Raw genomic sequence first — 14,075 nt, forward strand, 5'->3', positions numbered from 1 at the left:
TGGCCAGGGTAAACGCATCTAAACGTATTATCTAAGACCAAGATGCCTACGTTCTGCGCTTTATGCGCAGAATCCAGATCTTTGTCTGCACTAAGATCGCATGGATCCTGCGCATAAAGCGCAGGCCGTAGGCAAAAGGGTAGAGATTTATGTTCATAATTTAGATGCGTTTGCCCTGGGAAACTGGCATTTAGGTTTTAAATTGTATTTAACGAGTAGATTTTCCCTTGAATTTGAACAGATAAGATTCAGCATTATCTAAAGTTTATTTTTTTATCTGGTGCTGATTGAAGTTCAGGTGAATAGTTTAGGTTATTCCATATCCTGGAAAAGAGCCGGATCAGGTCAGAGCGACCCTTATTATCTGCGAATGAGCGGTTATTTAAAGATAAACAGACTGTATTTATCTTGATTTGCAATAACAAAAACGTCTTGTTATGGTCTTTGGATTTAATAAAACATGATTGCGGATTTTAAAGAATCATGTGTTGTAGAACTCTTTATAATTCTGGTTGTGGCTACATTAACAAAATCATGTTGTCTGATTCATCATTATAAAGTGCAATTAACAGTGATTTTAAGAATAAAACGTTTGCAGCAGAATGTGTTCCTTTCTGCTGCACTACATTAAAACCAGTTGTTAATAAATCATTACTGTGGTGGAAATAAATCCTGAAATTTTACTCTGCTTTTTACATGCAAGGCTTTGCGCCTGTCTCTGGATAAATCGAATAATTTATAAATCACTATGGGTAACAGAAAACTGACTATTCCAATTCCAAAAGCCAGCTTATACATAGGATCTTTGTTCAGGACAAGAAAGAACAATGCAAAAAGCATAAGGATGACCGCAACGATGCCTGTATAGGGCGAGTAAGGAGTTACATAGCGCAGGTCTTTGATTGAATAACCGGCCTGATACAGTCTGTTTCTAAAGCTGATTTGAGAAAGACATAATGAAATCCAAGCTAGGGTGCCAGTAAAACCAGATACCAGAAGTAATGCAATATAAAGTTTGGTCTGACCAAAAAAATACCCAACTCCTAATAAAGCCCAAACACCAGTTAACGTAGCTATTACCGCATTTTGCGGAATGGCGTTATGATTAAATTTAGCAAAAGTATGCGGAGCCATACCATCTCTGGCAAGAGCATTGAGTGAACGCACCGTTCCATAAAATCCTGAGTTAGCGCAAGACAAAGTTGCCGATAATGTAACAAAACTAGTTACCGCACCAGCCCAATTCAAACCGTAATAGTTAAGTGCATCAGCAAATACCGAATTTGATAATCCTGCTTTTTGCCATGGGAAGATGAGCACCAGACAAAAGACCGGTATAATATAGATGAATAGAATTCTTAATGTCACATTTCTTATAGCATGAGGAATCATGCGAGCCGGATTTTCAGATTCACCAGCAGCCAGGCCAATAATCTCTGAACCTTGATAGTTTACCAAAAGCAAAACCATAGCGGTCAATAAGGACATGGTTCCATTAGGAAGAAGCCCTCCATCACCAAACATGTATTTAAATCCTATTATCCCAGGCGGTTCAGTCCCATGAACGATACCAAAGAAAATCAATAAAGCTAAAACCACAAAAGCCATTAAAGCAACAATTTTAATCAACGCCAGCCAGAATTCAATTTCACCAAAGGTATCAACTTTAGCCAGGTTGATGTATGTGATAAGAAGCCCAAAGCAAATGGCCCAAATGTAGCCGTTTATACCAGTAAACATTTCCATAATGATACCGCCAGCAACGCACTCCGCAGGGATATACGCAACCCAACTTATCCAGTAAGACCACCCGACACCGCAAGCAACAGAGGGCGATATAAAGTCTGATGTATAGGTAACAAAAGAGCCCGAAATAGGGATAGCAACCGCCAGTTCACCCATGCATAGCATAGTCAAGTAGATAATTAATCCACCCAACATGTAGGCAATAAATACAGCCGGACCAACGAGATTAATGACTTCTCCTGTTCCTAAAAAATAACAGGATCCAACGATCCCGCCTAAAGCAATCAGCTGAACATGGCGGTCTTTTAACCCACGGCGATAGCCACTGTCTTTGATGGGTTTAGCTAATGTTGGATTTTTCACGGGCTGTTTATTTCTCACATGGTAATTAAAGGTATAAACTCTAATGTTATAATTAACTTCAAAATTTTACAACCATTCTTTAATAAAAATTAAAAAATAGTTTTATGATTAATTTCTGGTCGTTAATACATCTCATCAAGCTTGCGCAAGTTTTAATTCAGGTAGAATTAAAATTTTGGGGGTTATAGCATAATATTTGTGCTTTTAAAAGAAAGTTTTTAGCTGTGTATTGTCAAACAGAAATTCAATTCAACTCACTTTTTGAGAACCCCCAAACCGTCCCAACTCCAATCACCAAAACCTCCAAAATAAATATACAAACCGGATCGTGGGAACAGTATTGCAACATCATCAAACTTAAGTATACTTTTCAATAAGCCGCTGTAGCTCAGTTGGTAGAGCAGTTGATTCGTAATCAAAAGGTCCGCAGTTCGATTCTGCGCAGCGGCATAGTAAAATCAATTAGTTACGAAATTTTATTTAGGTTATCAGTTTTTGTGTCGCAGCTGTGTCGCAGTAAATTCTTTGTTTTTTCTTAGTCTATACTCTAGGTATCAGTATTTCAGTCGTAAAGGATATGATATGAATACTAGGGTCTTTATTTCTTTTCTATCGTTAGTTGTACTGCCGCTCACATCATTTTCTGAAGATAAATTTGACAAGATAAGATGTAATGGAAAGCTAATTGAACAGGGTGATTCTCTACAATTTGTTCTTGAAAATTGTGGCGATCCAGTTAATAGAAGAAATTGGGGAAACCAATATGAGACTCAAAAACATCTCTATTTCAAAGCTCCTGGTGAATCTGGTTGTTATTACACTTTTTTTATTGATGACAAGATAGTTGTTAGTGTCTACAGAGGATATCAAGGATGTCCTTAAGATCCCACATATACAAATTAGTAATAGGATGTTTTTTTTCTGTATTACTTGTATTCCCTTTATTCACTTTTGCTAAATCAGGTTGTTGTTCCCACCATGGAGGAGTTGCGGGATGTAATTCATCAACTGGATTTTATCACTGTGTTGATGGAACAGATTCTCCTTCTTGTACTTGTGGATATTCTACCCAAGATAATTCTATCAAGTACAATCCTTTTAATGCCAATACCAATAACAATATTAGCTCACCATCACCAACTATAACTATTGGACCCATGACTGTATATAAATGGACAGATAAGAAGGGAGTTGTCAATTATAGCGATCGACCTCCTTGGTAGAAAATAAAACATTAATCTTATCGACACATAATTTAAATTTGTCTAAATATAGATATTTCATGACCCTAAACTAATAATTAATAATTTTGCTATAATTTGAATAATGGATATTACAAGGGAATTTATGTCCGTAAATAAATTGCAATCCTTTTTAAAAAAAGCTCTTCCTAACTTATCTAAAATGTTTTCCGAAAAAGAAGGTGTTCAGCAATATAGGAAAATATTAACGTATTTTTTAAAGGATGGAGTAATAGATCCTCTTGAGTTAGAGCAACTTAAGTATGTTGAAAATAAATACGAACTTACACAGGAAGAAATAAGAAAAATTCAAAGAAAGGTATTATCAACCTATTTTAGTGAGATTATATCTGATCAAAGAATTACTGAAGAAGAACGAAAATCGTTACAAGATTTATTGAATTTATTCTCTTTACAAACGAATGAAATTAATTTTGATCAGAAAATTTTCAACAAATATTATACTTTGGGATTAATTGAGCAAGGGTCATTACCATCAGTTGAAAATAAAGATGAGCTTAACATTATTTTTAAACCAGATGAAATATTGCACTATGGCGCGTCTTCCCAATTAAATAAAATAAAAAAAGTTACTAAACGAATCAATTATGGTGGCTTGACTGGTTCTATAAAAATTATGAAAGGAGTTCGTTATAGGATCGGCTCTATTGGTGTTCAAACAAAAACGGAAGAAATTCTTGATACTGAAGACATCGGAATTTTATACATTACAAACCAACGTATTGGTTTCAAAGGTAATAAAAAGCAATTTAATATCTTATTTAATAAAATTATATCTTTTGAATTATTTTCAGAAGGCATCTTTATATTCAAACAAGGCAAAGAAACTCCTTATATTTTGACTTTGAATGATTATGAAGTTCCTTTGAGCATTCTTTCTTGTCTCTTAAATAAGTAAGATAGAAAAGGATTATATTTGATGCAGCCTAGTATTTGTAAATTATGTGAATCCAAATTTCAACTTCATGAAAGCCATATTATCCCCAGATTCATTTATAAATGGTTAAAAAAAACATCTAAAACCGGTCATTTAAGAATAATGAATAAAATAAATCATAGAATACAAGATGGTTATAAAAAATTGTGGTTATGCCAAAATTGTGAAACTTTATTTGGTAAATGGGAAAAGTATTTTGCTGAACAAATTTTTATTCCAGTAATTAAAAATAATTACGCTCAATTCATTTATAACGAAAATCTTATAAAATTTTTGATATCCGTTTGTTGGCGAGTACTATTATTTTTTAAAGAAGAAAGTCTATTAAAATCTAGAGTATCGTCTCTTACAAATTCAACATTAAATCAATGGTCAAATTTTATTCAAAATAAAGTTGCTAACCCAGGTTGTAATGAAGTACATCTCTATAATTTAGTAGGATATCCTAATGATTTAACCAATATTAGTATTTATCTTTCGAGAACCATTGATTTTGATGTCATATTTTTCGGAAACGATATCTTAGTATATATAAAATTACCGTTTTTTATTATTACGGGATATTTAAATCTTGAGTCAAAATCAGAGTTAAGAGAATCTCGTATTAAATTGGGCTATGGTAATTATCCAAAAAAATTTAATTTTCCTGGGGACTTATGGAGGTATATTAACAATAAAGCATTATACACTGAACAGTGTTTAAACAACTTATCAGTTGAACAACACTCTAAAATCTTACAGTCATTACAGAAAGTCAGTCTATCAATTCCAAATTAATTTCCGATGATGCCTTCAATTGCTTTAGTCAGATCGTTAGCTTGCAAACGGGATTTAACTGATTTTAAAAGGCGGTTCTTTTATTACCATCGGGAAAAGCATGTGCCTTAGCAATACCAATGATATAGATAGCTGTTGACACAATAATATCATTAATACACTCATAATGATGATATTGTTCAGCGCAGATTTGAGTTTCCCTAAATCAGTAACAGAAGCATTAGATAATATTTCACTTTGAATAAATACAACATCTTCTACAGTTAAAAAAATTTAATTCCATTATTTATCCGCTAAAGCCTTAATAGTGGCTGCATGCCGCTCTTTTAGTTTAGCAATTGTCTGAGCACGTTTCTTGTACTTTGCTTCTTCAAGTTGAGCTTCAGTTGGTGTGCCAATTTTCCCTATGATAAAAGGTTTTTGGCCTTTGCGAGTAAAGCAGATTTGCTCACCATTGGCGATTTTTTCCATGATTTCACATAAATGTTCGCGCATATGAGTATAAGATACTGTTTGCATGGTTTTCCCCACATTTCCTGTACATGTACAGTATAGTTGTTTTTATATGCTTGATTCAAGTTAACTTGACTAAACAAAGTGCGACCTAACAAAACCTACTCAATCATTTAATCCGAGTTTTATCATATTTGGGCTCCAGCTTGTGTCGTAAATTACTGTACTTGTGCATGGGGTGTCATGGGGTTAACTCATACTGATTTGTTCATAATTCTGTGTTGTTCATTAAAAATGAACAAGATAAAAAAATGAATAAGATTACCTATAAGTCTAGAATATCATGTAAATTACTTCCTAAAAAATGGGGACACTTGGGACAAGAGGGACAACCTTGTAAACACTAAATTTTCAGTGTCCCAATTTTAAAAAATCACTTGGGACAAATGGGACAAATCCTGCCAGCAAAATTTTTTTAGTAACAAATAATATCATTTAATAACAATCAGATCAGCGTGCTTTAAAGCGCTTGACACCCTTTTAAATTCCACGCAATACTTCACCTGAGCTGTAAACTTTTGCGGATCCACGGTTCTGTAAAAGTCACGGAAAATGAAATATCACGACTATTATCCGGCCGGACAGTCAACTGATATTCATCGAGCAGGACGCATACCGTCGGCATTAAGCTGAATGAATAATCATTTGATGAGGTTCCATATGAATAAAAAACTATCCCGTTTACAATTATTAAACGAATTTGAATCTGCACCAATTTCTGCGTTGTTTAATCAACACACTTTGGCGGCTGTTTTGGATTGTTCCACCCAACTTTTAGAACGCAATCGCTGGGAAGGAAAGGGCGTTCCCTATCTTAAAATTGGTCGTAAGGTTTTGTATCGCAAAAGTGATGTGTTGTCTTTTCTCCAACAACAGAAAATCTATCGCTCTACTGGTGACCTAGGTGAGCTGCTTTCATTGGTCAACGAATAAATCCCATAGAAGAAATAGATTGTTCGCGGATGGATAGGGTTTCTATCTTCCTTGGACGTTGTCGGAGAAACAGTGATGTTGCAAAATCAAATTATTACCTTAAAAAACAAAAACGGTCATAGTCCCATTATCTGCCAATACGCTGGAGGTCATTTTAAATTAAATGAGCAGGGCGTGTCTTTCCTTGGGAAAGATAAAGACGGTAATCCAATGGCACCAAAGTGGATTTGTTCTCCTTTGTATGTAGTAGCTAAAACTCGTGATGCTAAAAGTGGCGAGTGGGGTCGATTACTCGAATGGCAGGATGATGATGGAATCATTCATCAATGGGCTATGCCTTTAGCCTTATTACAAGGAGATGCCTCCGAAGTTAGACGGGAATTGGCTAGCCTTGGTTTAACCATTTCACCTCATAGAATTTCTCGGGATTTACTGGCTACTTATTTACAAGTCTTTCCAGTTGAAGATCGGGCACGTTGTGTCGAAAAACTGGGTTGGCATGAAAACCTCTTTGTTACTCCTTCACAAATCTTTGGACACTCCTCCGAGAAAATTGTTTTTCAAAATAGCCATGCGATTGAATCTGCTATGTCTGTATCTGGAACTGTGGATGATTGGAGAGACTCAATAGGTTGTCTTGCTTCTGGCAATTCGCGGTTGGTTTTTGCTATATCTACTGCTTTTGCTCCTGCTTTAGCAAAGATTGCTGGTGAGGATTCAGGAGGATTTCATTTCAGGGGTGCTTCTTCAAGTGGTAAAAGTACCGCTTTAAAAGTAGCAGCTTCGGTTTGGGGGAATCCGCAAGCTTATTGTCGTTTATGGCGCAGTACTACTAATGGACTTGAAGGACTGGCTGCACTGCATAACGATGGCTTATTAATTCTGGATGAGTTAAGTCAGATGGATCCCAAAGAAGCAGGGGAGGCGGCTTACTTGCTAGCCAATGGTCAAGGTAAAACACGAGCCTCACGCCATGGAACAGTCAAACCATCTTCTCGATGGTCATTGTTCTTTCTCTCTGCTGGAGAAGAATCTTTAATGTCTTTGATGGCCAGAGCAGGGCAGAAAACCAATGCGGGTCAAGAAATACGTTTGGCAGATATTGAAGCCGATGCCGGATTGCATAAGGGGATTTTTGAAAAAATTCATAATCAGCTCAGTCCTGCCAGTATGGCTTTATCCTTAAAGGAATATTCCAGCAAGTATTATGGTGCTGTCGGCATGGCATGGTTGCAAAATGTGGTGGCAAATCATTCAAGTATTGCAACTGGTACTGCTGATGCGATGCAAGAATTTGTGAATAGTACTGTTTTACCCGATTCAACAGGGCAAATTATCCGCGTAGCCCGGCGGTTTGCTTTGGTTGCAGTAGCTGGCGAATTGGCTAGCCAATATGGATTGACGGGCTGGCAAGAAGGCGAGTCTACCTATGCAGCTTACAAATGTTATAGAACATGGTTGGAACATTTTGGCATAGAAGGTAACAAGGAGGACAGAGCGATATTAGCTCAAGTCAGAGCATTTTTTGAATCTCATGGTGCCAGTCGGTTTGACAATATCAGAACGCCAAACAATGAGAGGATTCAAAATCGTGCTGGATTTTACCTTACCGATGATGCAGGTTTTCGAGTGTATATGGTTTTAACGGAAGTCTTTAAAAAAGAACTATGTTTGGGTTTTGAGCCTAGAATGGTAGTCCGTGTATTAATGAATGAAGGTTGGCTAAAGCCCGCAGCAGATGGATCGCCCTCTCATAAACCAAGGATTAAGGGAGTTGGCACACCCAGACTATACATGTTTACAGATAAAATCTGGGGTGGAGAGTAATCATATCTCGATAATTAGCAAAATTTGTCCCATTATTTTTAAATGCTGGGACATCTTGGGACGGCTACAAGTCAGTATTTACAAGTCGTCCCTCATGTCCCAATTGTCCCAGCTAAATTTTTATTCCTTAAGATATAACCAAAGTGTATTTCTAGATTTTATTCCCATCTCATCACGTATCAGCCAACAAGCCTTGTAATTTTTATATTCAGGTAGCAGGTGAGAATACATTTGTTTGGCATACAAGTAGCGCCAGGTTTTGGTACTGGATAACCAGTGCTTTGCTAATGCGCTACGCCAGATGATACGGATTTCCTCATAAGATTTTAATTGGAGCAAGTTACCATTTTGTTGAGTGAGCCAGTTAAAAAGACTGAGTACCATTTTCTGGTTTTCAGTTCGTACAGGTATAGTGCGGTCGCTGGAATTAAAAGCAATGTCTCGGGTTACCCAAATAGAACATTCACGAACTTGAATATGTGGCTTAATCAGAATCGCTTCTTTGAAAGTCAGTCCGAACTCAGTTTGTAATCCCATGATTACCCTGGCTATAGGATCGCCAAGTAACTTCCAAATATCTGGAGAGATTGTTTTCTTTCTCTTTTTTCTTGCTATAGGTCTTGAGAGTTCAAGTGATTGGTTATCGATATTCGATATAGCACAATCATTCATCTGCAAAAAACGGCGAATAATGGTCATGTAGCGCATTATGGTGACTGGATTAATATTCTGCTTTTTCCAATAACGCACAAGCTTATGAATTTGTTCAGATTGCAAAGCCTGCCATGAAGGTGGCACTTGCCGGATAACAAACAAGTCATCGATCATTTTATGGATGACATAGGCACGGTGTTTTCGATATAGGTATTTACCTTGCCTATCCTGTTTGATTTGTCGGTTAGCGAATTGTCTTAAGGATTGTGTACGCATCTTCCCATCCGCAAAAAAATTATTAAAAAAGAATTTGCCCTGTGTATTGTTTAGTGTTGGTCGAGCGGTTCACTCTCTGTTGAAACCCGGCTAAAGCCGTAAAGCTCGAAGTAGGGGGCAAATCAATCGTTATAAGGCAAACGATCTCGCCTGTACTGCTAGTTTTTTATGCGTTTTTCTCCTCAATAAAAATAAAGTAAATGAAGCGATAAAGCAGAGCTTTATCTCTAATCCATGGTCAAATGAAATGACTTAGAGTCCCGAAGAACTCCCCTTACCGAATGGTAAAGGTTCCTGAAGGGTTTCCCGACTATACGTCCAGCCACAAGGTTAGGGAATGAGAGTGGCTTAGCATAAGACGCCTATGCGTTTCATCGGAATTTCACCGATTCATCAGTTATGCTTCATTTAAAAAATAGCAAAGTGCAGATCTCGGGGCAATACGATTGTAGGAAATATTTTGTCCTATCTTATCTGGTGCGTTAGGACATATGGTTATTTAAGGCTTGGTACTGGAGGGTTAGTTAAGTCGAATATTCCTGCGTCACTGCAGGGAATTGCAGTGACGCAGAATTTGTAAGGTACTGAACTATAGGTTTTGATAAATCAATTACTTAAAATGCTAGCAAGAGATTTCTCAGAAAAGCCATCAAATATAAATTTGATTTTATCTGAACCAAGATATGAATAAGTTTTTTGTATCTCAATTTTTTGTTTCTTCCTTGAAGCATAATTAATAACAGATATTTCTTTTGTATGATTCATTCTTCGGTATTGGCGAACTATATCAAATACCCACTGCCTAATATATTTATCATAATCAACTAGCGAGCAACCAATTATAATAATTTGATCATTATCGGATCCATAAAATCCTGCACCATAAAATAAGTCTTTAATTGAATCAGAATAAAGTAGTTTGCTATATGAGGGACTAAGGAGAATAGGATGTGTGAGGGCAGGTGCTTCGTTATTATCAATCCGCCCAAGTGGATTATTATAAACTTTGATGAATTCATTTAAATCTTGATCTGATAACCAATAAAGATATTTTAAATTTGTTTCAATTGTTAGTTCAATATTCATTGGGACTATAGGATTTAATTTAGGTTTATCATTACCATGATTATTGAAAATAAAATCAGCAGGTAATAATGAGTGGGGATTATTTAAATTATCAGTTCTTTGTTTCTCGTAATATTCATTTAGATTAAAGCAATTAATTGAACCATGAACTTTTAGTAACGTTACACCGTCATATGGTTCAAAATTCAATTTATCTTTATATATCCATGGAGGCAATAAACGAAACTTTTGTCCTTTTTTCTGTAAAAAATATTCGATTAGGGTGTCATAATTTAGAGTTATTACAATATCATTGTTGGTTAGAGCTTCTGCAAAGTTATTATATAAATTTGTATTATGAGCTTGCTCCTGTTTTTTTAAAAGAACGGTTGCAATTAAAACTCTTATTACTTTCTGAATGTTATTACCTTGCCTTGAGCGAGAATTTAGAGTGCCATAAAAATTTAAAAAACTTTTGTAATCAATATACTCAATAAATTCTTCAATATTAACCTCATTAATTTTTTTATTAGAGTAGTCTTGGTATTCTGTGATAGTTCCAATAAACAATTCTTTATATTCAGAAAAAATATTGTTGGTGGGGCTATCAACATAATTTACAATTTCTTGTAAAAGCTGAGTCCCAAGAGGTAAACCTGCTGGCTTGGAAAATCCAGCACCTAGTATAAATAGGCGACGAATATTATTTCGATTCATATTCTAATCATAGAGTAAATTATGACTGTTGCCTTAAATAAGGTTGAATAAGCAATTATGGAATTATTGAAATGCAGAAAATCGGGAAAAATTCTAAACCAATTGCTAAGGCTTTAGATATTAATATTCAATTTAGTGCTGCTTGATAATATTATATTATTTAATTTTGAACTATCCGGAAATTCCGGAGGGTTCATTTTGAAAATATATGCAGTGAGTTCCAAAATGGAACATACTGATGCTTGGATTTTTGAATTTGGCTGTCACTGCCTGCCAAATCCTAGACAGCTTTACTATCTATTTGTTTTGTTTCTCAAATTTGGTACACGGTGTGTTCCAAATTAGATATGATTTAAATATGGAACGCAGTGCGTTCCGAATCTATGCTATAAATTTACTTATGATTTGGATCTCATTGCGATCCAAATTGGAAAAACCTTCCCCTAATTCAGTTTATATTTGGCCTCACCATGAGCCTACAATGAATTGATGAACGGCCTCAAATTAGGGAGAAATTTCATCAAAGGGAAGGGATGATTTATCAGATTAACTTTAGTTGCAGCGTATATATTAACTTTTCAAAGCATCCAAACTGTTAGTTAATTTTTTCATTAACGTAGGATTATTTGCTTCTTTAAGTAACTCATCCCAATTATCAGGAGGATGTCCATTTTCCAGCATCTTTCGAAAAATATGATAAGCATCTGCTTTACTTTCATATGCTCTTTTAGAACTGTCATCATTAACCCAAGCATAAATAATTATTTTACTTTCTAGATGATATCTAAAAAATAACCGATATTGTTGAAAAAATTTAGCTCGAAACCAATGTTTGTGGTTATTTCCTAATGTTGAGCCTTGTCGAAATTCTGTAGCTGCAGGATCGTTTGGAATTTTTTCAAAAGCTAATTTAGCAATAGCTGCTAATTTTTTTGTCGAGTTTCGTGTATGAAAATTTAAAGGGTCCTTCTGTTTTACATTTTCTACCTCATCAGCCAGCGCCTCTACTTGTTGCAAAAAAAGAGGATGACATAAAATAGCCCAACCATTTATTGTTATTATTGAATTATCAACCATTAGCGAGGTACTCTGTTTTCAATTAATTCTTCATCCTCGGTTAAAGGTTCATCTAAATTGACTTCTACATTTGCAACCAAAGAGTGGATGCGAGTTATTAAGTCCTGACTAATAGTAGTCAGATTTTTGGGGTTATTTTGAATGTCTTTAGCAATGAAATTCAAAAATTCAGCAATTACTGGATCTTCTTCTTCCTCTGCTCGAGTCATAAGGACGTGGCCGTCAGATTGAACGGTGTATCGAATTTTATCTCTTTTTCCTAGATGCAGGGCTTTTCTTACAGCATCTGGTACAGTTGTTTGATAACGATCTGTGAGGGTGGATTCGGTTTGTAGTAATCTAGCCATGATTATCTCGGATAAAATGTATATATTATATGGTAATGCATATGCATTGTCCTGTCAAGATTTGTACATTTATAAAAATCCATGAGGCTCTTTTTTTATTTGTTCTAATGGTAGTATTTCTGCAGATTTTACTATACCCATACATTTCAAAATGTAGTCTGTAATAAGCTGCATAGGCTTTCGTAGCCGTTCAACATCAACAATAATATATCCAGCAGTCACATCATTACTCATTTTATGATTCATTAAACGCTTCAATGCATAAGCAGGGATATCGAGACTCTCTGCAATGGTGATAAAAGTCCGCCTCAAATCATGGACTGTAAACTGAACGCCTGAATTTTTTATCACATGCGCCATTGTCTTACGGGGTTCAATAATATGACCTGCTGCACCCGGTCCCGGGAAAATATAGTCGTTGATTGCTTTTTCTTTCCTGGCAATCAACAAATCATAAAGGAAGTCAGAAAGGGGGAGGGTGTGAGATTCATTGTTTTTGGTTTTATTGATAGTGAATGATTTTGCTTTTAAGTCGAGATCAGACCATTTCAATGTTGCTGCTTCTTGTCTGCGTAGGCCAGTTAATAAGATTAACAATAAATAGTCTCGTAATGTTTCATTTTGGATTTGCTGTAATCCAGCATACCACGCTGCTAGCTCATGCGATTTTATATACGTTTTTCGCCTTTCAATGCGATACCAGGCACGTGTTTGAGACAGACGCTTTACCGGGTTATCGATGAAAAGAGAGTGGCCACTGTTGTCTTCATATTGACCCGCAGCAAAGTTGAATAAAGCTCTTAGAACTCTCATGGCAAGATTAGCATAGGCTTCCCCATGTTCATTGCCCAGCTTTTCATGGTATTTCGCTATGCGATCTCTAGTGATTGATAGCATCGGTTTGCTTTTCCAGCTGGTGAAGGCTTTATCTAATATGTGTTTGTAGTTATCTATAGTTCTGGGTTTTAAGTTCTTTCTGGTTTTTAGGTAGTCTTTAAAGACTTGGTTCAAAGTAATATCTCGAACTTCGGTAGCCTTTTTCTCAGCAACCGGATCAATGCCCATGGCGATTTGCCCTAAAAGATGCAGGGCTTTGTTTTTTGCCATTTCAGCAGTCAATTCCGGGTAGTGCCCTAAAGTAATGCGACAGCGTTTTTTATTTATGAATTTTTCAACAAAAAATGCTTTTGCTCCGCCAGAGGTCACACGTATGCCGAAACCCTTCAGGTTGTCATCGTAATATCTTTTTTGTGTTGTTTTTCCTTCTTCCTTTGCTTGAGGAAGAGGGAGGTTTTCAACGTTTGTTTTGGTTATTTTCATAATTAACTTTTACACTCGTTTTTGAATGTGTCGCAACTGTGTCGCACTTGTGTCGCACAAATATTTAAAATCCATTAATAGAACTTATAACGTAATAATGCTGTAACATCAAGTAAATAAAGGGATATTAAAAGAATTTCAAAGAGTGTCTAGTTGGCTAAAACCCATAATTCACTAATTCGTAATCAAAAGGTCCGCAGTTCGATTCTGCGCAGCGGCATAGTAAAATCAATTAGTTACGAAATTTTATTTAGGTTATCA

The 14,075-nt window shown here is 35.8% G+C and carries 14 protein-coding genes and 1 tRNA gene; 7 read left to right on the forward strand and 8 right to left on the reverse strand.

Annotated elements, in window-relative coordinates; all coding sequences use genetic code 11:
* Positions 1-651: 651 nt before the first annotated feature.
* Positions 652-2,127 carry an amino acid permease gene (locus Lwor_RS08965; RefSeq protein ID WP_058493552.1) on the reverse strand — a complete coding sequence of 492 codons (1,476 nt, stop codon included), beginning with the start codon at positions 2,125-2,127 and terminating at the stop codon, positions 652-654.
* 359 nt (positions 2,128-2,486) lie between these two features.
* Here Lwor_RS08965 and Lwor_RS08970 point away from each other — a divergent pair.
* From Lwor_RS08970 to Lwor_RS08985, 5 genes are all read left to right on the forward strand, one after another.
* A tRNA-Thr gene (locus Lwor_RS08970) sits at positions 2,487-2,559 on the forward strand.
* Positions 2,560-2,691: 132 nt separating this feature from the next.
* Complete coding sequence (locus Lwor_RS08975; RefSeq protein ID WP_058493553.1) at positions 2,692-2,991, forward strand: DUF2845 domain-containing protein; 300 nt, start codon at positions 2,692-2,694, stop codon at positions 2,989-2,991.
* A gap of 275 nt (positions 2,992-3,266) precedes the next feature.
* A complete protein-coding gene (locus Lwor_RS14330; RefSeq protein ID WP_420798142.1) occupies positions 3,267-3,332 on the forward strand; it encodes a DUF4124 domain-containing protein in 66 nt (21 codons plus the stop codon).
* Positions 3,333-3,456: 124 nt separating this feature from the next.
* Entirely contained in the window at positions 3,457-4,269 is an 813-nt protein-coding gene (locus tag Lwor_RS08980) for a hypothetical protein (RefSeq protein ID WP_058493554.1), read from the forward strand.
* 21 nt (positions 4,270-4,290) lie between these two features.
* On the forward strand, positions 4,291-5,085 hold the full coding sequence (locus tag Lwor_RS08985; protein ID WP_058493555.1) for a hypothetical protein: 795 nt from the start codon (positions 4,291-4,293) through the stop codon (positions 5,083-5,085).
* Between the two features lie 64 nt (positions 5,086-5,149).
* On the opposite strand, the gene Lwor_RS14335 is transcribed toward Lwor_RS08985, so the two are convergent.
* Together Lwor_RS14335 and Lwor_RS08990 are read right to left on the reverse strand one after the other, a co-directional pair.
* Positions 5,150-5,275 (reverse strand): Fic family protein, encoded by a 126-nt coding sequence (locus Lwor_RS14335; protein ID WP_083501611.1) that lies wholly within the window; start codon positions 5,273-5,275, stop codon positions 5,150-5,152.
* 92 nt (positions 5,276-5,367) lie between these two features.
* Positions 5,368-5,604 carry a hypothetical protein gene (locus Lwor_RS08990; RefSeq protein WP_035893860.1) on the reverse strand — a complete coding sequence of 79 codons (237 nt, stop codon included), beginning with the start codon at positions 5,602-5,604 and terminating at the stop codon, positions 5,368-5,370.
* A 654-nt stretch (positions 5,605-6,258) separates the two neighbouring features.
* Between Lwor_RS08990 and Lwor_RS08995 the strand changes: the two genes are divergently transcribed.
* Positions 6,259-6,531, forward strand: a complete 273-nt coding sequence (locus Lwor_RS08995; RefSeq protein ID WP_058493556.1) for a MerR family transcriptional regulator — start codon at positions 6,259-6,261, stop codon at positions 6,529-6,531.
* A gap of 75 nt (positions 6,532-6,606) precedes the next feature.
* The gene (locus tag Lwor_RS09000) at positions 6,607-8,358 is read left to right on the forward strand and encodes a DUF927 domain-containing protein (RefSeq protein ID WP_058493557.1); all 1,752 of its coding nucleotides are present in this window, start codon (positions 6,607-6,609) and stop codon (positions 8,356-8,358) included.
* A 120-nt stretch (positions 8,359-8,478) separates the two neighbouring features.
* Here Lwor_RS09000 and Lwor_RS09005 read toward each other — a convergent pair whose 3' ends face one another.
* From Lwor_RS09005 to Lwor_RS09030, 5 genes are all read right to left on the reverse strand, one after another.
* Positions 8,479-9,288: a hypothetical protein gene (locus Lwor_RS09005; protein ID WP_058493558.1), complete on the reverse strand. Its 810-nt coding sequence runs from the start codon at positions 9,286-9,288 to the stop codon at positions 8,479-8,481.
* 606 nt (positions 9,289-9,894) lie between these two features.
* Entirely contained in the window at positions 9,895-11,070 is a 1,176-nt protein-coding gene (locus Lwor_RS09010; RefSeq protein ID WP_058493559.1) for an SIR2 family protein, read from the reverse strand.
* Positions 11,071-11,640: 570 nt separating this feature from the next.
* On the reverse strand, positions 11,641-12,147 hold the full coding sequence (locus Lwor_RS09020; RefSeq protein ID WP_058493561.1) for a type II toxin-antitoxin system YhaV family toxin: 507 nt from the start codon (positions 12,145-12,147) through the stop codon (positions 11,641-11,643).
* Positions 12,147-12,494, reverse strand: coding sequence for a type II toxin-antitoxin system PrlF family antitoxin (locus Lwor_RS09025; protein ID WP_058493562.1), 348 nt, complete (start codon positions 12,492-12,494; stop codon positions 12,147-12,149). The genes Lwor_RS09020 and Lwor_RS09025 overlap by 1 nt, the downstream gene beginning before the upstream one ends.
* A 69-nt stretch (positions 12,495-12,563) precedes the next feature.
* Positions 12,564-13,814 carry a tyrosine-type recombinase/integrase gene (locus Lwor_RS09030; protein WP_058493563.1) on the reverse strand — a complete coding sequence of 417 codons (1,251 nt, stop codon included), beginning with the start codon at positions 13,812-13,814 and terminating at the stop codon, positions 12,564-12,566.
* Positions 13,815-14,075 lie beyond the last annotated feature (261 nt).

This window comes from Legionella worsleiensis (assembly GCF_001467535.1).
Taxonomy (GTDB): Bacteria; Pseudomonadota; Gammaproteobacteria; order Legionellales; family Legionellaceae; genus Legionella; species Legionella worsleiensis.

Bases quoted from the DNA above. Each gene is read 5' to 3' on its own strand.
- Lwor_RS08975 (WP_058493553.1), top strand. From the start codon at position 2,692: ATGAATACTAGGGTCTTTATTTCTTTTCTATCGTTAGTTGTACTGCCG.
- Lwor_RS08980 (WP_058493554.1), top strand. From the start codon at position 3,457: ATGTCCGTAAATAAATTGCAATCCTTTTTAAAAAAAGCTCTTCCTAAC.
- Lwor_RS08985 (WP_058493555.1), top strand. From the start codon at position 4,291: ATGCAGCCTAGTATTTGTAAATTATGTGAATCCAAATTTCAACTTCAT.
- Lwor_RS08990 (WP_035893860.1), bottom strand. From the start codon at position 5,604: ATGCAAACAGTATCTTATACTCATATGCGCGAACATTTATGTGAAATC.
- Lwor_RS08995 (WP_058493556.1), top strand. From the start codon at position 6,259: ATGAATAAAAAACTATCCCGTTTACAATTATTAAACGAATTTGAATCT.
- Lwor_RS09000 (WP_058493557.1), top strand. From the start codon at position 6,607: ATGTTGCAAAATCAAATTATTACCTTAAAAAACAAAAACGGTCATAGT.
- Lwor_RS09005 (WP_058493558.1), bottom strand. From the start codon at position 9,288: ATGCGTACACAATCCTTAAGACAATTCGCTAACCGACAAATCAAACAG.
- Lwor_RS09010 (WP_058493559.1), bottom strand. From the start codon at position 11,070: ATGAATCGAAATAATATTCGTCGCCTATTTATACTAGGTGCTGGATTT.
- Lwor_RS09020 (WP_058493561.1), bottom strand. From the start codon at position 12,147: ATGGTTGATAATTCAATAATAACAATAAATGGTTGGGCTATTTTATGT.
- Lwor_RS09025 (WP_058493562.1), bottom strand. From the start codon at position 12,494: ATGGCTAGATTACTACAAACCGAATCCACCCTCACAGATCGTTATCAA.
- Lwor_RS09030 (WP_058493563.1), bottom strand. From the start codon at position 13,814: ATGAAAATAACCAAAACAAACGTTGAAAACCTCCCTCTTCCTCAAGCA.